19 protein-coding genes are annotated in these 22,141 nt (G+C 42.9%); 4 read left to right on the top strand and 15 right to left on the bottom strand.

All coding sequences use genetic code 11. The annotated features are described in order from the left end of the window. Window positions 1–42 precede the first annotated feature (42 nt). The 3 genes from FTU90_RS05635 to FTU90_RS05625 all read right to left on the bottom strand — a co-directional run bounded on the left by FTU90_RS05635 (window position 43) and on the right by FTU90_RS05625 (window position 2,510). Window positions 43–945: a YafY family protein gene (locus FTU90_RS05635; RefSeq protein ID WP_005096301.1), complete on the bottom strand. Its 903-nt coding sequence runs from the start codon at window positions 943–945 to the stop codon at window positions 43–45. Between the two features lie 154 nt (window positions 946–1,099). Further along, window positions 1,100–1,303 carry a hypothetical protein gene (locus FTU90_RS05630; protein ID WP_180072024.1) on the bottom strand — a complete coding sequence of 68 codons (204 nt, stop codon included), beginning with the start codon at window positions 1,301–1,303 and terminating at the stop codon, window positions 1,100–1,102. A 214-nt stretch (window positions 1,304–1,517) separates the two neighbouring features. Next, entirely contained in the window at window positions 1,518–2,510 is a 993-nt protein-coding gene (locus FTU90_RS05625) for an NAD(P)H-quinone oxidoreductase (protein ID WP_180072023.1), read from the bottom strand. Window positions 2,511–2,640: 130 nt separating this feature from the next. Here FTU90_RS05625 and FTU90_RS05620 point away from each other — a divergent pair, with 130 nt between their 5' ends. Next, window positions 2,641–2,985 carry a co-chaperone YbbN gene (locus FTU90_RS05620; RefSeq protein WP_180072022.1) on the top strand — a complete coding sequence of 115 codons (345 nt, stop codon included), beginning with the start codon at window positions 2,641–2,643 and terminating at the stop codon, window positions 2,983–2,985. A gap of 70 nt (window positions 2,986–3,055) precedes the next feature. On the opposite strand, the gene FTU90_RS05615 is transcribed toward FTU90_RS05620, so the two are convergent. From FTU90_RS05615 to cysD, 3 genes are all read right to left on the bottom strand, one after another. After that, a complete protein-coding gene (locus FTU90_RS05615) occupies window positions 3,056–3,328 on the bottom strand; it encodes a hypothetical protein (protein WP_004279462.1) in 273 nt (90 codons plus the stop codon). Between the two features lie 145 nt (window positions 3,329–3,473). Further along, window positions 3,474–5,090 (bottom strand): sulfate adenylyltransferase subunit CysN, encoded by a 1,617-nt coding sequence (gene cysN / locus FTU90_RS05610; protein ID WP_180072021.1) that lies wholly within the window; start codon window positions 5,088–5,090, stop codon window positions 3,474–3,476. 138 nt (window positions 5,091–5,228) lie between these two features. Further along, entirely contained in the window at window positions 5,229–6,143 is a 915-nt protein-coding gene (cysD, locus tag FTU90_RS05605) for a sulfate adenylyltransferase subunit CysD (protein WP_005096294.1), read from the bottom strand. A gap of 311 nt (window positions 6,144–6,454) precedes the next feature. On the opposite strand from cysD, the gene FTU90_RS05600 reads away from it, so the two are divergent. The 3 genes from FTU90_RS05600 (at window position 6,455) to FTU90_RS05590 (ending at window position 9,685) form a co-directional block, all read left to right on the top strand. Continuing rightward, window positions 6,455–6,997 carry a hypothetical protein gene (locus FTU90_RS05600; RefSeq protein WP_100328811.1) on the top strand — a complete coding sequence of 181 codons (543 nt, stop codon included), beginning with the start codon at window positions 6,455–6,457 and terminating at the stop codon, window positions 6,995–6,997. Window positions 6,998–7,305: 308 nt separating this feature from the next. Then, window positions 7,306–7,941: a YqiJ family protein gene (locus FTU90_RS05595; protein ID WP_005096292.1), complete on the top strand. Its 636-nt coding sequence runs from the start codon at window positions 7,306–7,308 to the stop codon at window positions 7,939–7,941. A gap of 37 nt (window positions 7,942–7,978) precedes the next feature. Continuing rightward, window positions 7,979–9,685, top strand: a complete 1,707-nt coding sequence (locus FTU90_RS05590; RefSeq protein WP_005096291.1) for a flotillin family protein — start codon at window positions 7,979–7,981, stop codon at window positions 9,683–9,685. 64 nt (window positions 9,686–9,749) lie between these two features. Here FTU90_RS05590 and sucD read toward each other — a convergent pair whose 3' ends face one another. From sucD to sdhC, 9 genes are all read right to left on the bottom strand, one after another. After that, window positions 9,750–10,640 (bottom strand): succinate--CoA ligase subunit alpha, encoded by an 891-nt coding sequence (gene sucD, locus FTU90_RS05585; RefSeq protein ID WP_005096290.1) that lies wholly within the window; start codon window positions 10,638–10,640, stop codon window positions 9,750–9,752. A gap of 12 nt (window positions 10,641–10,652) precedes the next feature. Beyond that, window positions 10,653–11,819: an ADP-forming succinate--CoA ligase subunit beta gene (gene sucC, locus FTU90_RS05580; RefSeq protein WP_005096289.1), complete on the bottom strand. Its 1,167-nt coding sequence runs from the start codon at window positions 11,817–11,819 to the stop codon at window positions 10,653–10,655. 172 nt (window positions 11,820–11,991) lie between these two features. Further along, the gene (lpdA, locus tag FTU90_RS05575) at window positions 11,992–13,422 is read right to left on the bottom strand and encodes a dihydrolipoyl dehydrogenase (protein ID WP_005096288.1); all 1,431 of its coding nucleotides are present in this window, start codon (window positions 13,420–13,422) and stop codon (window positions 11,992–11,994) included. 95 nt (window positions 13,423–13,517) lie between these two features. Next, entirely contained in the window at window positions 13,518–14,732 is a 1,215-nt protein-coding gene (gene odhB, locus FTU90_RS05570) for a 2-oxoglutarate dehydrogenase complex dihydrolipoyllysine-residue succinyltransferase (protein ID WP_005171964.1), read from the bottom strand. 18 nt (window positions 14,733–14,750) lie between these two features. Continuing rightward, a complete protein-coding gene (locus tag FTU90_RS05565; protein WP_180072020.1) occupies window positions 14,751–17,573 on the bottom strand; it encodes a 2-oxoglutarate dehydrogenase E1 component in 2,823 nt (940 codons plus the stop codon). Between the two features lie 823 nt (window positions 17,574–18,396). Next, complete coding sequence (locus FTU90_RS05560) at window positions 18,397–19,107, bottom strand: succinate dehydrogenase iron-sulfur subunit (protein ID WP_005171970.1); 711 nt, start codon at window positions 19,105–19,107, stop codon at window positions 18,397–18,399. A 14-nt stretch (window positions 19,108–19,121) separates the two neighbouring features. Further along, a complete protein-coding gene (sdhA, locus tag FTU90_RS05555; RefSeq protein ID WP_180072019.1) occupies window positions 19,122–21,020 on the bottom strand; it encodes a succinate dehydrogenase flavoprotein subunit in 1,899 nt (632 codons plus the stop codon). Window positions 21,021–21,032: 12 nt separating this feature from the next. Then, entirely contained in the window at window positions 21,033–21,398 is a 366-nt protein-coding gene (gene sdhD, locus FTU90_RS05550) for a succinate dehydrogenase, hydrophobic membrane anchor protein (protein WP_004279431.1), read from the bottom strand. Then, complete coding sequence (gene sdhC / locus FTU90_RS05545; protein ID WP_004279430.1) at window positions 21,398–21,796, bottom strand: succinate dehydrogenase, cytochrome b556 subunit; 399 nt, start codon at window positions 21,794–21,796, stop codon at window positions 21,398–21,400. Before sdhC ends, sdhD begins: the two co-directional genes overlap by 1 nt. Window positions 21,797–22,141: the final 345 nt, after the last annotated feature.

Raw genomic sequence — 22,141 nt, 5'->3', positions numbered from 1 at the left:
AGTCAAACTATCAATCAAGCCATCTTATACAGACGTGCGATTTTATCCCGCAGAACGTAAATAACGTTCTAAATCTTGCTCCAGTTTCTGCTGAAAATGTACAGGCTCAGTAATCTTGATGTGGGGCATCCAGTAACGCACTAAAGGTAAAAGCTGCATTTCATGGCGAATCTGACAACTGATTAACAACTCTCCCGATGCTGACTCTTGCTCAATCTGTTGTTCCGGAAATAAACGACGCTCTTTAAAAAACATGGCGACTTCTGGCTGAATTTTTACCCAGACTTGTTGTTTCTGCTGCCCAAACCAGATCCCTTCTTCATCCTCCAGAATTTTTAATATTTCAGCCTCATGTTCAAAGGGCTTCAGATCAAGCAACAATTCAACTTGCTGAATCTGACTGAGACGGTAGGTGCCTAGTTTTCCCTGATCTATACCCGCCAGATACCAAATGCCATGATGATGGATTAAACGATAAGGCTGGATATTTCTGGATTCTTCACGATAACGTAAATGAATATAATAACGCTTATGAATAGCAGCGGCTAAAGTTTTAAAATGCTCAGCAAACTGTTTGGTGTCTTCAAAATGATAGCCTTTTGCAGAAAACACCAGATTGGCACGATCATCTAACAATTCACGTAAAAACGACATATCCAACGCCGGATAAAGCTCACTGATCCCGGAAAGTTGAGCAAAGTTTTGAATATCTTGTAGCTTAAACCGTCCCAAATAAGAGGTATCCAGATAATATCTTTTTTGTTCATCCTGAAGTAAAGGCAAGTAAGAGCTTAGCCGATCGAAATCACGCTCTATGGTGCGGGTGCTGACCTGGAATTCTGCAGCCAATTCGGTAGCCCGAAGTTGATATCCGACATTTAATTTGGTCAAAATTCTGGCTAAACGCTCTGCAAGACGTTCATGTGTTGAAGCTTGACGCTTCATAAATCCCCACTTAATACACTGTTATGTACTTACTTATAGCTAAATATTTGATTAATTATACTCAATCTCAATAAGTGAGTAATATTAAGACAAAGTCTAAGGCATTTATCTATATAAAGTCCTCGTTATCTATTGACTATAAAAATATCACTGCTTATTTAGATTTTCTGGATCGTTTTTGACCTGAATGACTATTCTGGGTGGTTAATCTTTCCACATAGCGCTCCAGATGCAACATCGCACCATATAATTCATGTAGTTTTGCCCAAGTGATTGTCCCGCGTATAATCATTTTATGAATACGTCGTAATGCTCTTAAACTATGTTTTGAACTATATGCTGTTGAAATAATTTTCATCTTATTTTCCCTCTCACATTCATGTGAATGTTTAACCATTTGGTCGGAATTATCTATACATGCAATTTACGTGTCATAATTGACAGGTTGTGTCGAACGGTTAACATTTTTTAATTTTTATTCAAGATTTTATATATTTATTTGTAATAATATTTTACTTAAAATTAAAAAAAGCCAGTAAAATTACTGGCTTTTTTAAATCACTTATCTCGTATTAAATAATTTCAACTACAACTTTACCCACATGCTCTCCAGTATCCATTGTGGCATGGGCATCCTGAATCTGATCGAACTTAAACGTTTTATAGATCATCGGGAGACATTCGCCTTTTGCCCACAATGGTGCAATCTGCTCTTTCAGGCCTTGTGCAATTTCCGCTTTTTCAGCCGTGCTGCGTGCACGCATGGTCGAACCGGTAATGGTCAGACGTTTCATCATGATTTGACCCAGTTTGACTTCTTTGGCCTTGGCACCACCCAAGAAAGCGATATAGACCAGACGTCCATCACGGCGCAACAAATTCAAATTACGCTCTAAATATGGTGCACCGACCATATCTAAAATGACATCGACACCACCATTGTCAGTGGCTTCATTAATAACTTGCTCAAAGTCCTGAGTTTTATAATTAATAGCCGTGGTTAAATCAGAAATAGCCGCAACTTTTTCATCTGAACCGACAGTTGCAAAAGTTTTGATTCCGAGTGATTTACACAACATTAAAGCAGTCGTACCAATCCCGCTCGTTCCACCATGTACCAGTACAGTTTCCCCTGCTTTGGCCTTACCCATCTGGAACACGTTCGCCCATACAGTAAAGAAAGTTTCAGGAATGGCCGCTGCCTGTACAAAACTTACGCCTTCAGGAATATTCAAGGTCTGGCTTTCTGGCACTACGCAATATTCAGCATACCCGCCCCCATTGGTCAGGCCACAAACCTTGTCACCGACTTTAAACTGGCTCACATCGCTACCAATCACAACCACTTCCCCTGCTACTTCCAGACCAGGAACCGGCGTTACCCCTTTCGGCATCGGATATAAGCCTTGACGCTGCAGGATATCTGGACGGTTAATACCAAAGGCATGGACTTTCACCAGAACTTCATCTGCTTTAGGTTCAGGTACAGTCACCGTTTCATAAGCGAGTTTATCGACACCACCCGGTTCTGTAATAATGACTTGCTGCATGGTTTGTTGCGACATGATTTCTTTCCCTAATCTATACATTTCATATATCTTGGACTTATTTGAACATAGTTAGCATGAGGAATGAAGCTACATCGGACTTATGTATAATCGGGTAACTATTCAGAAAATTGATAATAGGCCGACCATGACCCAAGTGATCGAATATAACGAAAACAATTACAGTGATTTTGAGTGGTTTGAAGGTTTTGCCGTGGTTCGCTTTTATGCAGACTGGTGCAAGCCTTGTGTTCAGAATTTTCCGGTCTTTGCCGAACTGGCGACATACTATGCTGAGGTAAATCCTGAGATTAAATTTGGCAAGATCAATGTAGATCAGTCTCCGATTTTAACCTTGCGCTATAATGCCTATGGTTTGCCTTCTACGCTTATTTTTAGAAATGGAGAAATCATTAAAAGGATTGCAGGCGTGAAAAGCTTAATCGAAATGAAAGCAATTCTGGCCTTAGTCCTCAATGATTCTTATGGATAATTATCCATCTAAAACTAAATCTAACAAAAATATTTCTTTTAGCTCGCTATCTAAAATACGGAGCCTTTAATTAACTACGCCCTTTATATTCCTTTACCATTCGATCACTCACATCTTCCGGATAACACAGCGGCGCATATCCGCCTGCACGATTATAAGCACTACGCTTACCACAACGACTACCATTACTTGCAGTATTGTAAGGACACGGACAATTTCCCGGATAATTCTCAATCGACTGCTGGATTATTTTTTGCTTGATTGCTTCAACGCTTTGGCTGCTCTGTTTGGCTTCAGCTCCAAAAGCCACACACAAGCCAGCCAGCAATATTAATTTTTTCATATATTCCCCAAATCTAGGGAGTATTGTATTAATTGACTAGTAAATTGAAAGATCACATTTTGACTAATCGAATGATTTTCATGCAATCAAAATTTAGGCAATAAAAAACCCGCTTTTCAGCGGGTTTCTTCAAATCAGTCCAGTCTTAAAGACGAACCAATTCCACAATCTTCTCAGCAAGTTCTTCAACTGTATCTACGGTTAAAGTCGTGTCTGTACCTTCAGCAGCATCGGTAATCACAACCACACCAGTTTCACGAACCAGTGCAACCTGCTCCGCATTCAAACCTGCTTTAGCAATAGCAACGATCCCTTGCTGAATCAGCAAGCTTTCTAGCGCCTGAGCATTTTCCAAAGCTTTACCAGATACAGTCACCGCAGCAGGTTTTTGACCCAAACGTGCCGCACGTGCTTCTGCAGTGACAGGCTCATCATGTGCAGACCATTCAACTGATTCTTCCACCATACCTGCACCAATCGTCACGTTATTTAAACGATCAATGAAGATAAATGAACCGGTATAACGGCTGTCTTGATAACGGTCAAAGACCACGGGCGCATCAAATTCAACAGTCACATTGGCAATCGCATTCAGCTCAAGATTTTCGACCTGCACTTTCTCCAGTGTGTTGACGTTGGTACGGTAATGAATCGCTGTCACTTTTGCAGGAACAGTCTGTGTACCAATCTTAATGTTGTACAGCTTGCCAATCACCAGCGCTTGATCCGCCATCCACACCACAGTCGCTTGAACTGAACGAGAAATATTTGGAACCGCTTGATCGGCACGAATTAACACGTTACCACGTGAAATATCAATTTCATCGTTGAGCGTTAAAGTCACAGCTTGACCTGCAACAGCACGTTCAAGGTTGCCATCAAAAGTAACGATTTCTTTTACTGTTGATGATTTACCTGATGGTAAAGCCGTTACGGTATCGCCAACGTTGATATCACCAAGTGCGATCGTGCCGCAGAAACCACGGAAATCGAGGTTTGGACGGTTGACATATTGCACAGGAAAACGAAAATCTGCTTTTGCCGAAGTACGGTTAATTTCTACCGACTCAAGCGTACCCATCAACGTTTCACCGGTGTACCACGGTGTATTGGCGGACTTGTTCACCACGTTATCGCCATTCAATGCAGAAATTGGCGTAAAGATGATGTTCGATGGTTTACGATCGCCCAACTGCGCAACGAATGCTGCATATTCTGCCCGAATTTCATTGAAGCGGGCTTCAGAGAAGTCCACCAGGTCCATCTTGTTGATCGCAACAACAATATTTTTAATACCAAGTAAGCTTGCAATAAAGGTATGACGACGGGTTTGAGTTTGCACACCATAACGCGCATCAATCAAGATAATCGCAAGGTCGCAGGTCGATGCACCTGTTGCCATGTTACGGGTGTACTGCTCATGTCCCGGAGTATCGGCAATGATGAACTTACGCTTTTCAGTCGAGAAATAACGATAGGCGACATCAATGGTAATGCCCTGCTCACGTTCTGCCTGCAGACCATCTACCAGAAGTGCCAAGTCAGGTGCATCGCCTGTGGTACCGACTTTTTTCGAGTCACGGGTGACGGCTTGCAATTGATCTTCATAAATCAATTTTGAATCGTAAAGCAGTCGACCAATTAGAGTCGATTTACCATCATCTACGTTACCGCAAGTCAGGAAACGCAACAGGTCTTTATTTTCATGTTGTTTCAAATAGCCCAAAATATCTTGGCTAATCAGTTCTGATTGATGAGACATTGCCCAAAGCTCCACATATTCTTTAGAAATCGGTTTTTAATCCCTCTAAATCTCCCTGTATAAAAGGGAGACTTCCTCCACTTTTAAGCCCCTCTTTCTCAAAGAGGGGTTTGGGGAGATTTTTAGGGGGAGATTAAATTAGAAGTAGCCTTCCTGCTTCTTCTTCTCCATCGAGCCTGCTTCATCATGGTCAATCATACGACCCTGACGCTCAGAGCTGGTTGCCAAGAGCATTTCTTGGATAATTTCCGGCAAGGTATCTGCAGTTGATTCAACCGCACCTGTTAATGGATAACAACCTAAAGTACGGAAACGTACCGATTTCATTTGTGGAACTTCACCTTCTTTTAAAGGCATACGTTCGTCATCCACCATAATAAGTGTACCGCTACGCTCAACCACAGGACGTTCTGCAGCCAGGTAAAGTGGCACAAGTGGAATGCTTTCCAAATAGATGTATTGCCAGATATCCAACTCGGTCCAGTTTGATAACGGGAATACACGAATACTTTCACCTTGATTTACTTTACCGTTGTAAAGGTTCCAAAGTTCAGGGCGTTGGTTTTTGGGATCCCAACGATGCTTATCATCACGGAATGAATAGACACGTTCTTTGGCACGAGATTTTTCTTCATCACGGCGCGCACCACCAAAAGCAGCATCAAACTTGTATTTATTTAAGGCTTGTTTTAAACCTTGGGTCTTCATGATGTCAGTATATTTTGAACTACCATGATCGAAAGGATTGATGCCTGCCTCGACTCCTTCTTTGTTTTGATGCACGATCAAATCAAAACCATGTTTTTTTGCCATGTTGTCACGGAAAGCAATCATGTCTTTAAATTTCCAACCCGTGTCTACATGCAGTAGCGGGAATGGAAGTTTGGCTGGATAAAATGCTTTCAGTGCAAGATGCAGCATGACTGCTGAATCTTTACCAATGGAATAAAGCATGACTGGATTTTCAAATTCAGCTGCTACTTCACGGATAATATGAATACTCTCAGCTTCAAGCTGTTTGAGATGAGTAAGTCTTTCCTCATTTAACGACATGGACAACACCAGCTTAGAAAAACGTGTACTTATGACACTTTTGAAAATTTATATTCATTATAGTGATTTACTTATCTTAGCCATTGCTTGTTTTATGATATTGATATATCAAAAGCTCATATAAAAATTCACTAATAACAAATATCAGTTTTTATGAATCAATAATGAACGTCACCACATCTGACTATTTTTGCTGTACTAATTTTTAAATTCATCCATAAAAGCATAGATAAATAATCTAAAGTAGTGGTTTCCAAGATGCTGAAAAATTAATAGAGTAGGCTAAATTCTCCCTTTGATATATTTTGCTTATGGCTTATAGCGCTTTTGATCTCTCCACTCTAAAAACTCGCCTGGAACAAGCAGAGCTTGCAGGTTACATTTATCAGCATCAGCAACACATTTTAGTCTTACAAGAACCTTTCAGTGAAGATGGCAAGCCTTTAAATATCTATTTGCAACATGAACTGACTGCCGACCAGATCGGATTACAGTTTGGTCTGCGTTTGAAAGAAGGTCATTGGGAATTCTTATTGGGTGTGACGTATAGCAACCAAAATGCAGCTTATGAAATCGGTGCGGGTAATCTTAAAGGTGATCAAAAAGCCTTTAACTTACTCTATGCATTTTACAATTACCCTAAAGCATTCTATCTGGTGGCATTGCCTTTAACCAGCAATAGCCAGATGCTGGAGCAGACTTTGGAACAGCAACTTTTCAGTCAGCCGGATCTGCATTTTCTGGATACTGCGATCAAGGTGAACCCGATGGGTGAACAGATCACATGGATAAAAAACTATATTCTGCAACAGACTCTGGATATGAAAGTTCGGATTCAGACTGCCTTACTCTAAGTCTTTAAGAGAGAAATATAGAGATACTAAGACATAGTATCTCTATATTTCTCAGAAAAACCAATCCACATAACCTTAAAATTCATGTAAAACATTGAAGATAATTAATTTTTTAGCAAATTCTAAATGAACTTATAGTTTACTATTAACTTTAATAGTTCAACAATTATTAAATACATAATATATTCAATCCTTGTTTATAAGGTTTTTTGTTATTTTTTTGCATACAAAATTAACAATTACTGCTATCGTTATAGCATCAGAGGCTTCCTTACACTTTTCCTAAAACATAATTATAGAGATAAAAAATGTGGGAACTGTTTACTCATCCGTCAAATATCGTATTTAGTATCAGCCTGAGTCTGATGCTGATGTTTGCTGCACTGGAATGCATATTACTGCTGCTCGGTGGCGGCTCGCAGAATATGTTAGAACAGTTTTTGCCTGAAGACCCCCTGCAACCAGAAATTAATCCAGATCAACATCCCGGCTTTTTCACCAAAGTATTTGACTGGTTATATCTGGGACGTCTGCCTTTATTTATCTGGCTCATCATTTTTCTGACCAGTTATGGCCTGAGTGGCTTATTGATTCAGGGAATATTTGAACGCCTGACCAGCCAGCTCTTCAATGTATGGCTAATTTCCCCAGCCTGTCTGTTTCTGTGTATGCCGATAGTGCGCTGGCTTGCCATGGCTGCCAGCAAGCTTATGCCTCAAGATGAAACTTCTGCCATTTATAGTGACGAGCTTATTGGGCGTACCGCAATCATTATTCTGGGTGATGCCAAAGTCAACTCTCCTGCACAAGCCAAAGTCCGGGATCAGCATGGCCAGACCCATTATGTTTTAGTCGAACCAGAAACCAATCAAATTTTAAATCAAGGTCAGAATGTCGTACTGACCCATAAAACCAAAAATGGCTTTCAAGCCACTGCACTCTAATTTTATTCAGCCAGAACCAAACTGAGACTTTATAACAATGTTAACTTTTGATTTATATAATATTTTAATTATTTCTGGAATTATTTTTGCAGCACTGGTGACCTTCGGTCTCATCATTGCGCGTCTATACCGCCGGTCCAGTAAAGAAATCTCCTTTGTGCGTACCGGTTGGGGTGGTGAAAAAGTGATTTTGGGTGGAGGAGCAATCGTGCTCCCAGTCTTGCATGAAATCATTCAAGTCAATATGAACACCCTGCGTCTTGAAGTGCGCCGTGCAGATGATCAGGCACTGATTACCCGTGACCGTATGCGCGTGGATGTCATGGCCGAATTCTATGTGCGGGTCAAACCTACTGCTGATTCAATTGCAACAGCTGCACAAACGCTCGGGCAAAAGACCATGTCACCGAATGAATTAAAAAATCTGGTCGAAGGCAAATTTGTCGATTCACTACGCGCAGTAGCAGCAGAAATGGCCATGGAAGAACTGCATGAAAAACGGGTCGACTTTGTACAAAAAGTACAGCAAGTGGTTTCAGAAGATTTGCATAAAAATGGTCTGGAATTGGAAACCGTTTCCCTGACTGGCCTGGATCAAACTGGATTTAAATATTTCAATCCACAAAATGCCTTTGATGCTGAAGGCCTGACCAAGCTCACTGAAACCATTGAAGATCGTCGTCGCAAGCGAAATCATATCGAGCAGGATACCGACCTGGCGATCAAAACTAAAAATCTGGAAGCAGAACAGGCGCGCCTGCAAATCATTCGTGAAGAAGAATATGCCAAGCTGCAACAGGAACGCGAAATTGCCATTCGCCGTGCCGAGCAACTGGCTGAAATTTCTGCTCAGGAAGCCGGTAAAAAACGTGAAGCAGAAGAAGCACAAATTGCTGCTGAACGAGAAGTCGACCTCAAGCGTATTTTAGCGGCCCGTGATGTAGAAAATGAGAATATCCAAAAAGCGCAGCTGATTCAAAAAGCCCAAGTCGAACAAAAGAAAACTATTGAGCTGGCCGAACAGGATCGTGCCATTGCCATTGCAGAAAAATCTCGCGCCGAATCTGAAGCCAAAGCGCAAGCCGATCAGGCACGTGCTCAAGCGGTAAAAGCGGAAGAAGAAGTCATCACTGTACGCCAAATCCAGCAGGCAGAGCGTCAAAAAGCGGTTGAGCTGGTCGCAGCCAAAGAACACGCAGAAAAAGATGCAATTGCGATTACGGTTGCCGCTGAAGCCGGAAAACAAGCCGCAGCAGATGATGCCGAAGCAGTACGTATTGCTGCTGAAGCTGAAGCCGAAAAGGTTCGTCTTAAGGCCAAAGGTGAAGCGGACGCAAAAATTCTACTGGCTCAGGCGATGGAAAAACAGTATCAGGTCGATGCAGAAGGTACCCGTGCAGTCAACGAAGCCAATAATGTGCTGTCACCTGAACAGGTCGAAATGCAGATTCGCCTAGCCATGTTGAAATACTTGCCTGAAATTATCCGGGAAAGTGTTAAACCGATGGAAAATATTGATGACATCAAGATTCTTCAGGTCAATGGCCTGCATGGCAGTCATGCCGGTTCCTGTCAGACAGATGCACATCATGAAAATGGCAATGTTGCCCTGTCAGATCAGGTGGTAAATAGCGCCCTGCGTTATCGCAGCCAAGCACCCTTAATTGACAGCCTAATGAATGAACTTGGTATTCAGGGTGGTGATATTAATGGCATGACCCAGAGTCTGAAAGCTAAAACTTAAAAATAGAATGAGATATAAAAAAGCTCCCAACTGGGAGCTTTTTAGTGCATGTTTAATCTATAAATCAAACCAAACCTTTATCTTTCAATACTTGCAACATGGTTGAACCAAGTTCCGCAGGACTGCGGGTATATGCCATACCCGCACGCTCAAAGGCAGCAAATTTTTCTTCAGCAGTTCCTTTACCACCTGAAATAATTGCACCCGCATGCCCCATACGCTTGCCTTTAGGTGCGGTAACACCTGCAATATAACCGACCACAGGCTTGGTGACATGAGCCTGAATATATTCCGCTGCCTCTTCTTCTGCGGTACCACCAATTTCACCAATCATAATAATGGCTTCAGTCTGAGGATCGTCCTGGAACAGTTTCAAGCAGTCAATCTGGTTCATGCCCGGAATCGGATCTCCCCCGATCCCGATACAAGTCGACTGACCCAGTCCAAGCTTGGTGGTCTGCGCTACGGCTTCATAGGTCAAAGTCCCTGAGCGCGAGATAATTCCAATTTTACCCGGCTGATGAATATGACCCGGCATGATCCCGATCTTACATTCACCCGGCGTAATAATGCCCGGACAGTTTGGCCCGATTAAACGCGTGCCATTACCATTGGTTTCCAGATAACGCTTGGCTTTAAGCATGTCGATGGTCGGTACACCTTCAGTGATCACCACAATTAACTCAATGCCCGAATCAACCGCTTCAACAATAGAATCCAGCACAAATGGTGCAGGAACATAAATCACCGAAGCATCTGCGCCAGTTTCTTTCACCGCTTCGCGCATGGTATTGAATACTGGTAATTCCAGATGGGTTTGACCACCCTTACCCGGTGTTACACCACCGACAACTTTGGTGCCGTAAGCCAAAGCCTGCTCAGAATGAAATGTACCGTTTTTTCCTGTAAAGCCCTGTACCAATACTTTGGTGTCTTTATTCACTAATACGCTCATGATTGATACTCCTTAAGCTTTTACAGCAGCAACGATTTTTTCTGCAGCGTCAGCAAGACCATTTGCAGAAATCAATTTCAAACCTGATTCATCCAGTAATTTTGCACCCAGTTCCGCATTGTTGCCTTCGAGGCGAACAACCACAGGAACGGTCACATTTACTTCCTGAACCGCCGCAATAATTGCTTCTGCAATCATGTCACAACGTACAATTCCACCAAAAATATTAATCAACACACCCTGCACAGAGTGATCTGCCAGAATAATTTTAAAAGCTTCAATCACGCGCTCTTTGGTCGCACCACCACCGACATCGAGGAAGTTGGCAGGTTGACCACCATAAAGCTTGATAATATCCATGGTTGCCATCGCAAGACCGGCACCATTCACCATACAGCCAATGTTCCCTTCCAATGCCACATAGTTCAGATCGAATTCAGATGCTTTGAGTTCACGTTCATTTTCCTGAGACTTATCACGTAGCGCAGCCACTTCAGGCAAACGGTACAGTGCATTCGAATCAATCCCGATTTTGGCATCCACACACAGAATATCGCCATTTTCACGCACAGACAGCGGATTGATTTCAAAAAGTGCAAAATCATTGTCTACAAATGCCTGATAAGCAGCAGTCATGACTTTAACAAATTGATTAATTTGGCCATCTTTGAGTTTTAGGGCAAAAGCCACTTCGCGAGCCTGAAATGGCATGAGCCCCACTAAAGGATCAACTTCAACTTTAATAATTTTTTCAGGGGTTTCTTCAGCCACTTTCTCAATTTCAACACCGCCTTCAGTCGATGCCATAAAAGTAATGCGGCGGGTTGAACGATCGACCACCGCACCCAAATAAAGTTCGCGCTCAACAGGATAAACATCCTCAGATACTAAAATGCTATTTACCGGCTGACCATTGGCATCGGTCTGATAAGTTACCAGGTTTGAACCGATGATCTGGTTGGCATATTCAGCAGCCTCGGTAGCCGATTTAACGACTTTTACACCACCGGCCTTCCCACGACCACCTGCATGCACCTGAGCTTTCAGTACTGCGAACTTTCCACCTAACTGCTCAAAAGCATGTACCGTTTCATCGGCATTGGTGGCAAGTATCCCTTCCTGTACCGGCATACCATATTTTTTTAATAGCGCTTTTGCTTGATACTCATGTAAATTCATTCAATAACCTTTTATTACTTCTTTGCCTTGTTATAAACCCACCAGTACCCAGACGTCCGTCAAAGCAGTACCAGCATTTCTTAAAATCGTTATCTTTATTTTTAGATGATTGTTCCCATAAAAACAACCATGAAATGTAAAAAGAGCGACCTAAGCCGCTCTTTTTTTAATTTTATTTACGTTTGCGTTGAATCGCATGAATGGCACGACCATCGACCGCAAGTGCAGCTTCGTGTACCACTTCAGAGAAAGTTGGATGACCAAAAGTCATCAACTGTAGATCTTCAACTGAAGATACAAACTCAAGTGCAATCATACCTTGATGTACGATGTCAGACGCAGCAGGTCCAATCACGTGCATACCCAATAGACGATCTGTTTTCGCATCAGCAACAAACTTCACAAAACCAGCATTTTCGCCAGCAGCCATCGCACGGCCGTTTGCAGCAAAACCGAATTGACCGGTTTTCACTTCGTGACCTTTGTCTTTGGCTTGCTGTTCTGTTAAACCAACCCACGCCGCTTCCGGATGGGTATAGATGACAGAAATAATGGTGTCGTAGTTGACTTGAGCGGCATGACCGTGAATACGTTCAACGGCCATTACGCCTTCTTCCATGGCTTTATGCGCAAGCATAGGACCACGAACCAAGTCACCAATTGCGTATACGCCGTCCACAGACGTTGCACACCAATCGTTCACTTCAACCAGACCACGCTCAGTCAGTTTAATGCCGCAATCATCCGCCAATAAACCTTCAGCATAAGCACGACGGCCTACACATACGATTAACTTGTCGAAAGTTTGAGTCTTGTCTTCACCGCCCTGAGTGTACTTCACAGTCACTTCAGAACCGTTCACTTCAGTACCAGAAACTTTCGCACCAACGCGAATATCAAGACCTTGCTTAGTCAACAGTTTTTGGTAGTCTTTTGCCAAGGCTTTATCAGCCATTGGTAAGAATGCATCCATTGCTTCAAATACAACAACTTCAGCACCCAGACGACGCCAAACTGAACCAAGCTCAAGACCAATGACGCCTGCACCAATTACGCCTAATCGTTTCGGTACTTCTTGGAATTCAAGTGCGCCAGTTGAGTCAACAATAATGTTTTGATCAACAGGTGCAGATGGGATATTGATTGGCACAGAACCAGTCGCAAGAATCACGTATTTCGGTTCTAAAATTTGAGTTTCGCCTTCATGAGAAACGAACTCAACTTTTTTACCGGCAAGTAATTTACCTGTACCTTTTAACCATTCAATGCCATTGCCTTTCAGCAAGCCATCAATACCCATGGTCAATTGGTCAACGATTTTGTCTTTACGCGCTAAAAGTTTAGCAAGATCAAATTTCACTTCACCCGTGGTAATACCGTGATCATCTAGATGCTGCACTGTATCTTCGTAACGGTGAGAAGAATCAAGCAAAGCTTTAGACGGGATACAACCCACGTTTAAGCAGGTGCCACCTAAAGATGGCTTGCCTTTATGAATACGTTTTTCGATACACGCAACTTTGAAACCAAGTTGAGCTGCACGAATTGCTGCTTCGTAGCCGCCCGGGCCACCACCAATTACGACTAAATCGAATTGAGACATGTTTATCTCCAAATAATCCCCTTTAATCTCCCTTCAAAAGGGAGACCTAAGCCCTCTTTTTAAAAAGGGATTAGGGAAGATTCTTAATAAATAAATTACAGATCAAGGATAAGACGCGCTGGCTCTTCTAACAATTCTTTAATTGTTACAAGGAAACCGACTGCTTCTTTACCATCGATTAGACGGTGGTCATAAGACAATGCAAGGTACATCATAGGCAAGATTTCTACTTGACCATTCACTGCCATCGGACGTTCCTGGATTTTATGCATACCCAGAATCGCAGTTTGTGGCGTGTTCAAGATCGGAGTAGATAACAATGAACCGAAAGTACCACCATTGGTAATCGTGAATGTACCGCCAGTCATGTCTTCGATGCCTAATTTGCCATCACGCGCTTTCGCAGCGTATGCACGAATACCGTTTTCAACTTCGGCATAGTTCATGCGGTCTGTATCACGAAGTACAGGAACCACAAGACCACGCTCAGATGAAACTGCAACACCAATGTCATAGTAACCGTGATAAACAATGTCATCACCATCGATTGATGCGTTCACTGCCGGATAGCGTTTTAGCGCTTCAGTTGCTGCTTTAACAAAGAATGACATGAAGCCAAGACGTGCACCATGACGTTTTTCAAACGCATCTTTGTATTGAGCACGCATTTCCATGATTGGTTTCATGTTCACTTCGTTGAACGTGGTCAACATTGCAGTTTCTTGAGTCGCTGCAAGTAAACGTTCAGCAACACGCTTACGAAGACGTGTCATTGGAACACGTTTTTCGATACGTTCGCCCACAGCAACGCTTAATGGCGCAGCAGCAGGAGCAGCTGGTTTCGCTTGGTGGTTTGCCACATCTTCTTTGGTGATGCGACCGCCACGACCTGTACCCGCAACATCAGCTGCTGCAACACCAGATTCAGTCAATGCTTTACGCACTGCTGGCGCTTGGTCTTGTACTTGCTGACGTTCAACGATTGGTGAATTACCTGCTTCAGTATTCGCCGCAGCTTGTTCAACTTTCTCTTCAGACTGAACTGCTTGAGTTTGAGCAGCGCCAGAAACAGCACCTTCTTCAAACTGTGCAATGACTTCAGCTGAAAGTACAGTGTCGCCTTCATTTTTAATGATAGAGGCAATTGTACCGTCTGCAGGAGCAACAACTTCTAAAACAACTTTATCAGTCTCAATATCACAGATCACTTCATCACGTGATACTGCTTCACCTGGTTGTTTGTGCCAAGTTGCGATCGTACCGTCCGCAACTGACTCTGGGAATACCGGTGCTTTAATTTCGGTTGCCATTACTTAGAATCTCCTGGATTATTCAGCGTCGATCGCAAGCGCGTCGTTGATGAGCTGAGCTTGTTGTTTTGCATGCAAATATGGTGAACCACAAGCCGGTGCAGCAGATGCTTCACGGCCAGCGTAGCTAATACGGACTTGTTTACCCGCTTTCATCACATCGTCATATAGACGCGGAGCGATGAACAACCAAGCACCTTGGTTTTTAGGCTCTTCTTGTGCCCAAACCAGTTCTTTCACATTTGGATATTGTGCAAGGACTTCTGTCAGGCGTTTTTCTGGGTATGGATATAATTGTTCAATACGCACAATCGCAGTATTGTTCAATTCTTTTTCACGACGTTTTTCAATCAGGTCGTAATACACCTTACCACCACACAGAACCAGACGGGTTACATCTGACTTGTTGATGTTGTCCACTTCATCAATCACGGTCTGGAAGCTACCGTTTGCAAGTTCTTCTAGCGTAGACGTTGCAAGTTTGTGACGAAGAAGAGACTTCGGTGAAGTCACGATCAATGGCTTACGGATTGGACGAATCGCTTGACGACGTAAAGCATGATAAATCTGTGCAGGTGTGGTCGGTGTGATCACTTGCATGTTGTCTTCAGCACATAGCTGTAAGAAACGCTCTAAACGTGCAGATGAATGTTCCGGACCCTGACCTTCAAAACCGTGTGGAAGAAGCATGGTCAAACCACAGACACGTTCCCATTTGGTTTCACCAGACGAGATGAACTGGTCAATCACAACCTGTGCACAGTTCGCGAAGTCACCGAATTGCGCTTCCCAAATGATCAAGCTCTTAGGAAGAGTCGTCGCATAACCATATTCAAATGCCAATACCGCCATTTCTGACAACAATGAGTCATAGATTGCAGTACGCGGCTGGTTTTTTTTCAGGTTACACAGCGGAAGATAAGTTGAACCATCGACCTGGTTATGCAGTTTTGCATGACGGTGCGAGAAGGTACCACGACCTACGTCTTCACCGGTTAAACGAAGCAAGTAACCATCATCTAGTACAGTTGCATACGCCAGAGTTTCAGCAGCACCCCAGTTCAGTGGCATTTCACCCGTTTGCATTTTCAGACGGTCATCGATCACTTTCGCAACCTGACGCTGCATCACGAAGCCTTCAGGAAGTTCGCGCATTTTCGCGCCAAGTTCTTTTAGACGCTCGATCGGGAAAGTCGTATCCCATTCGTCTGTGTAGTCATGACCCAAGTAAGGCGTCCAGTCCACAAACATTTTCTTGTTCGGTTCAAGTACCAGCGCATTGGCAACGTGATTACCCGCTTCCAGATCTGCACGGTAATTTTCAACCATTTGATCTGCATTTGCACGATCAAGAACACCCTGTTGTACCAGTTGATCCGCATAAAGCGTACGCGTGGTCGCTTTCTTGCTAATCACTTGATACATCATTGGTTGAGTTGCAGCCGGCTCATCCGCTTCGTTATGACCACGACGACGGTAGCAGAACATGTCAATCACAACGTCTTTACGGAAAGTATGACGGAAGTCATGAGCCAATTGTGAAATGAATACCACAGCCTCAGGATCATCACCATTGACATGGAAGATCGGTGCCTGGATCATTTTCGCGATATCAGTACAGTATTCTGTAGAACGCGCATCACGTGGATCAGAAGTGGTGAAACCCACCTGGTTATTAATCACAATGTGCACTGTACCACCCACGGTATAACCGCGAGTTTGTGACATCTGGAAAGTTTCCTGGTTGACGCCCTGACCTGCAAATGCAGCATCACCATGTACGATTAATGGCAATACGTCATCGCCGCCAATGTCTTTACGACGTACTTGACGTGCACGTACCGAACCTTCAACTACAGGGCCAACGATTTCCAAATGTGACGGGTTAAACGCCAATGCCAAGTGAACTTCACCACCTTGGGTCATCACGTTTGAAGAGAAGCCTTGATGGTACTTAACGTCACCAGAACCTTTCTTGTGAATCGATTTACCTTCAAACTCACCAAACAGGTCAGCCGGGTTTTTACCCATGATGTTAACCAGAAGGTTTAAACGGCCACGGTGAGGCATACCGATTACAACTTCTTTACAGCCAACAGAACCTGCACGCTGAATAATTTCGTTAACCATCGGGATGAATGATTCACCCCCTTCAACGCCAAAACGTTTTGCACCAACAAACTTATTACCTAGATATTTTTCCAGGCCTTCAGCTGCGGTTAAACGTTCAAGGACATGTTTCTTTTGTTCAGCATTAAAACCATATTGACCGCGTGCACTTTCCAGACGTTGTTGAATCCAACGTTTCTCTTTGGTGTCCACGATGTGCATGTATTCAGCACCGATTGAACCACAGTAAGTGGCTTCCATTGCCTGAACCATCTCAGCCAAAGTCGCTTCTTCTTTACCGATCGCCAGGTTGCCAGTATTGAATACCGTATCTAGGTCCGACTGAGTTAAACCATGCGCAGCAAGATCTAGATCAGGCACAACTTCACGTTTCGCCAAACCTAATGGATCCAGTTTTGCTTTCTGGTGACCACGATTACGGTATGCAGCAATCAGCTGTAACACGCCAATTTGGCGACGTTCATGCTCTGAGCTGACAGTTGATTGAACAACAGGCTGAATACGGCTTGAATTACGACCTAAAAGTAGGAATTGCTCACGTACATTACTGTGTGGTTGATCACCTTTTGGGAATTTACCGAAGTATTCTTGCCAGTCAGCACCTACTGAATCCGGAGCCGTCAAATACTGCTCATAAAGTTCTTCAATATACGCTGCACTATCAGCGCTAAGTTCAGTGTCAAGACGCAGAGCGTCAGCAACTTCTTGCATTTGTGGACCCATTTCCTATTGCAAAAACATTTTCAGGATGCTTTTTAAGCAAAACCCAGGATTATTAGCGTCAGATTGGTAATATGACACTAGTCCCCCATAAGGCATAAGCCATGAGGCGTTATCACCACACCAAGAAAATCTTGATATGTTTAATGAACAATAACACCCCTCAGCGGTATCATTACTCATTGAATACCCGATCGAAACCGGGCAATTTTTTGCAAATCGACTTAGAAAAAAACAAGTAGGAACAAAGATTTTTTCTAAAGCGACTCAAGCCTACCTTTATATACCAGTCCCTGGTTATGCAATGTTTAAAAAATGTACCTGAAATGGCATTTTCTAAAGATAGTCATAGGCTAAATGCTAACATGTTCTCAAGTTTTCAATTGATTTTTTTGACACATACCTTTCATAAATTGGCTAAATACAGTTCAGATATTTTACTCTAACCTATGGTGCTTTATCTCAAAAATAGATTCAATGTAGACTTAAGTCCTAAGCATTTCCGATAAATAAAAAGAGAGCAAACCTTTCAATCCACTCCCTCCTTAAATTTCCGTTATATAATAACATCGTTCTTGTTATTTTTCAGGTCAGTTTTACAGCTAAAAATCATAAATACCCCAAATAATTACATGTTCTTCTTCTATGGCACTTAACATCACCCGTCATTTCCTGACTACCTGACTCAACTTTATACATTTTAAGTATAGTATCTTTATTTTTATCTGATGATTTTTTATTTTGCTTCAATGGTTTGCACAAAAAAAAGCACACCTTGTGGTGTGCTTTTTTCCAAACTGCTATCAGCAGCCTATTAACCTGCCATATCTAAAAGCATATTACGGATGTGACCGATTGCTTTAGTTGGGTTCAAACCTTTAGGACACACAGATACACAGTTCATGATGCCTTTACAACGGAACAATGAGAATGGATCGTCAAGACGAGCCAAACGCTCTTGTGTTCCAGTATCACGCGAGTCAATGATGAAGCGGTAAGCGTTCAACAATGCTGAAGGACCCAGGAACTTGTCCGGATTCCACCAGAATGACGGGCATGAGGTTGAACAACATGCACATAGAATACATTCATACAGACCATCAAGATGCTCACGCTCTTCAGGAGACTGTAAACGTTCCTTTGGAGGCGCAGGCTGGTTGTTGATCAAGAATGGATGGATCTTGTTGTACTGATCGTAGAACTGGTTCATGTCAACCACCAGATCTTTCACTACAGGAAGACCAGGCAATGGACGAACAGTAATTTCATTTGGTAAATCGTTCAGGTTCCAAAGACACGCCAAACCATTTTTACCATTGATGTTTACACCATCAGAACCACAAATACCTTCACGACATGAACGACGGAACGTTAAAGATTCGTCTTGTACTTTTAATGCTAGAAGTGCATCAAGCAACATACGGTGCTTGTCAGTCAATTCCAGTTTAAAAGTCTGCATGTACGGTGCTTTATCCTTGTCAGGATCATAGCGGTAGATATGAAATGTACGAGTACCTCTACTCATCTGAATTCTCCTGATTAGAATGTACGTGGTTTAGGTGGAATCGCGTCAACCGACAATGGACGGTAACGAACTGGCTTGTACTCAAGACGGTTGTCCACAGAGAACCATAATGTGTGCTTCATCCACTCATCATCACGACGACCATATGGATAATCCGCATGATCCGGTGACAATTCGAAATCTACCACAGTATGCGCACCACGACATTCTTTACGCGCAGCAGCTGAAATTAAGGTCGCTTTTGCAACTTCATACAAGTTTTCAACTTCTAATGCTTCAACACGTGCAGTGTTAAATACTTTAGATTTGTCTTTCAAATGAATATTACGAACACGTGGCTCAATTGCAAGAATCTGCTTTACACCTTCCTCAAGTAGTGCCGATGTACGGAATACACCTGCATGATCTTGAACGATGTCACGAATCGCATCTGCAACTTCCTGAGCATTCTCACCTGTTGTGGATTCGTCAAGTTTACGAATACGCGCAACCGTTTGCTCAAGTACAGTTGTTGGTAGTGGCTCGTACTCATCACCGTGATGTTTAGTCACATAATCGATGATGTGTTTACCCGCAGCCTTACCAAATACTACCAAATCAAGCAGTGAGTTGGTACCTAAACGGTTTGCACCATGTACAGATACACATGAACATTCACCAATTGCATAGAAACCTTTCACTGGCTTAGTGAAATCACGTTCGGCTGCATTGGTCGAATAAACATCGGTATCCTTGTTGTAATGTGCCGCCAGCGCTTCAGTTTCGCGTGACTCAGGCACAACAACCTGACCATGAATATTGGTTGGAATACCACCCATTTGGTAATGGATTGTTGGTACTACTGGAATTGGTTCTTTGGTGATATCCACGTTCGCGAATTTCTTGCCAATTTCGAATACCGATGGCAGACGCTTCATGATCGTATCCGCACCTAAATGCGTCATATCAAGCAGGATATAGTCACCTTTAGGACCACAACCACGACCTTCTTTGATTTCTTGGTCCATAGAACGTGATACGAAGTCACGTGGCGCCAAGTCTTTCAAAGTTGGAGCATAACGCTCCATGAACGGTTCGCCATCTTTGTTACGAAGGATTGCACCTTCACCACGACAGCCTTCAGTCAACAATACACCTGCACCCGCAACACCCGTAGGGTGGAACTGCCAGAATTCCATATCTTGCAATGGAATACCTGCACGCGCCGCCATGCCAAGACCGTCACCAGTATTGATATAGGCATTGGTAGATGCACGGTAAACACGACCCGCACCACCGGTAGCAAACAATGTGGCTTTACCTTGGAATACCGCAATTTTACCAGTTTCCTGATCAATTGCTGTAACACCTAAAACGTCGCCTTTTTCGTTACGGATCAGGTCAAGCGCAATCCATTCAACGAAGAACTGAGTGCCCATTTTCACGTTGCTTTGATAAAGCGTGTGAAGAAGTGCGTGACCAGTACGGTCGGCAGCAGCACACGCACGAGGAACCGCTTTTTCACCGTAGTTTGCTGAGTGACCACCGAATGGACGTTGGTAAATTGTACCGTCAGCATTACGGTCAAATGGCATACCCAAGTGTTCAAGTTCATAAACCACTTGAGGCGCTTCACGAGTCATGAACTCGATTGCGTCTTGGTCACCTAACCAGTCCGAACCTTTAACTGTGTCGTAGAAGTGGTAGTGCCAGTTATCTTCTTGCATGTTACCAAGAGATGCACCAATACCACCCTGCGCTGCAACAGTGTGCGAACGAGTTGGGAATACTTTAGTCAGAACCGCAACTTTCAAACCAGCTTGAGCAAGTTGGTAAGACGCACGCATACCTGAACCACCACCACCAACGATGACAGCATCGAAAGTTTCGTGCGGAATATTTGTGTAATCTTCTTTAGGGTTTATAGCGCCCATGATTGTTTCCTATCAATTCGCCCAAAAAATCTGGATCGCCCAGATTGCATATGCAAGTACAGCAATGATTACTGCTGAAGTCAGTACAAGGCGTAAACCTGAAGCTGAAGGACCCATTTGACGAGTAGTCACATAATCCGTGAATACCTGCCACATGCCGATCCATGCGTGTGCAACAAGAGATAAGACCGCCAACAAAGACATGATCTTCATTGGAACTGTCATCATAAAGCCGTACCACTGTTCAAAGTTGAAACCACCATTCAGTAGAATCCAACCCAGTACAACAACGGTATAAACAGCTAGAACTACAGCACTGACACGTTGGAGAAACCAATCGCGAGAACCTGAACCTGTTAAACCAGTAGCGCTTTTCATTAGAGTACGATCCATACAAATGCTGCAACAATACCGATTGCAGACAAGATTAATGCGATAGTAGATGCAACACGGCCACTTTCTAGTTCTTCAGCAACGCCAATGTCAGCAAGTAAATGCTTAACACCCGCAATAAAGTGAAAAATCATGCCGGCGACAAATACCCATACAATAAAGCGAACAATGAAACCGTTAAAGATTTCTTGAACTTGCGCAAAACCTTCAGGCGAAGACAATGACTTGTCTAAAATCCATAGAAGGACCGGTACGAGTAAGAATACGATAACACCTGAAAGACGGTGTAGAATTGATGCAATAGCCACGGGTGATTTTAAGTTTACTTCTAAAACTTGACCCATGGACAAATTGACAGGTCTGTTGCTTTTCACAGCGGGCATCCTGTAAGTAAAAACTCCATCCGGAGTTTGTTGGAATTAATTCGAAGGAAAGCTGGCATTCTCAGGCAAATACATGCCTAAAATCAAAACGACACTGAATTATAAAACGTGAACTATTAAAATACAAACGGCTGAATTTGGCTTTTTGGATAAAAAACCATTAAATAAGAATCATTAACAACAATAAGTCAGACTTTATATATTATTCCACCCTTTCAATTCCTATCTATATGATTGTTTTTAAATAATTAAGATGATTAATTTACTCGGTTTTCAGCCTACAAGATCATGTTTGAGTTTTAGACTAAAGATGCACAGTTCCATCACAAATATTATTTAAATCTC

It is taken from the genome of Acinetobacter sp. YH12200 (assembly GCF_013418175.1).
Taxonomy (GTDB): domain Bacteria; phylum Pseudomonadota; class Gammaproteobacteria; order Pseudomonadales; family Moraxellaceae; genus Acinetobacter; species Acinetobacter pseudolwoffii.
The sequence above is the reverse complement of the archived record's forward strand: the minus strand, read 5'-3'. Positions and strand labels throughout refer to the sequence as shown.

Coding starts and splice junctions, on each gene's coding strand:
- FTU90_RS05560 (WP_005171970.1), bottom strand. CDS start 19,107: ATGAGTAGAGGTACTCGTACATTTCATATCTACCGCTATGATCCTGAC.
- FTU90_RS05630 (WP_180072024.1), bottom strand. CDS start 1,303: ATGAAAATTATTTCAACAGCATATAGTTCAAAACATAGTTTAAGAGCA.
- sdhD (WP_004279431.1), bottom strand. CDS start 21,398: ATGAAAAGCGCTACTGGTTTAACAGGTTCAGGTTCTCGCGATTGGTTT.
- FTU90_RS05615 (WP_004279462.1), bottom strand. CDS start 3,328: ATGAAAAAATTAATATTGCTGGCTGGCTTGTGTGTGGCTTTTGGAGCT.
- sucC (WP_005096289.1), bottom strand. CDS start 11,819: ATGAATTTACATGAGTATCAAGCAAAAGCGCTATTAAAAAAATATGGT.
- FTU90_RS05590 (WP_005096291.1), top strand. CDS start 7,979: ATGTTAACTTTTGATTTATATAATATTTTAATTATTTCTGGAATTATT.
- FTU90_RS05565 (WP_180072020.1), bottom strand. CDS start 17,573: ATGCAAGAAGTTGCTGACGCTCTGCGTCTTGACACTGAACTTAGCGCT.
- cysN (WP_180072021.1), bottom strand. CDS start 5,090: ATGTCTCATCAATCAGAACTGATTAGCCAAGATATTTTGGGCTATTTG.
- FTU90_RS05620 (WP_180072022.1), top strand. CDS start 2,641: ATGACCCAAGTGATCGAATATAACGAAAACAATTACAGTGATTTTGAG.
- cysD (WP_005096294.1), bottom strand. CDS start 6,143: ATGTCGTTAAATGAGGAAAGACTTACTCATCTCAAACAGCTTGAAGCT.
- FTU90_RS05600 (WP_100328811.1), top strand. CDS start 6,455: ATGGCTTATAGCGCTTTTGATCTCTCCACTCTAAAAACTCGCCTGGAA.
- FTU90_RS05635 (WP_005096301.1), bottom strand. CDS start 945: ATGAAGCGTCAAGCTTCAACACATGAACGTCTTGCAGAGCGTTTAGCC.
- FTU90_RS05625 (WP_180072023.1), bottom strand. CDS start 2,510: ATGTCGCAACAAACCATGCAGCAAGTCATTATTACAGAACCGGGTGGT.
- odhB (WP_005171964.1), bottom strand. CDS start 14,732: ATGGCAACCGAAATTAAAGCACCGGTATTCCCAGAGTCAGTTGCGGAC.
- sdhC (WP_004279430.1), bottom strand. CDS start 21,796: ATGCCCGCTGTGAAAAGCAACAGACCTGTCAATTTGTCCATGGGTCAA.
- lpdA (WP_005096288.1), bottom strand. CDS start 13,422: ATGTCTCAATTCGATTTAGTCGTAATTGGTGGTGGCCCGGGCGGCTAC.
- FTU90_RS05595 (WP_005096292.1), top strand. CDS start 7,306: ATGTGGGAACTGTTTACTCATCCGTCAAATATCGTATTTAGTATCAGC.
- sdhA (WP_180072019.1), bottom strand. CDS start 21,020: ATGGGCGCTATAAACCCTAAAGAAGATTACACAAATATTCCGCACGAA.
- sucD (WP_005096290.1), bottom strand. CDS start 10,640: ATGAGCGTATTAGTGAATAAAGACACCAAAGTATTGGTACAGGGCTTT.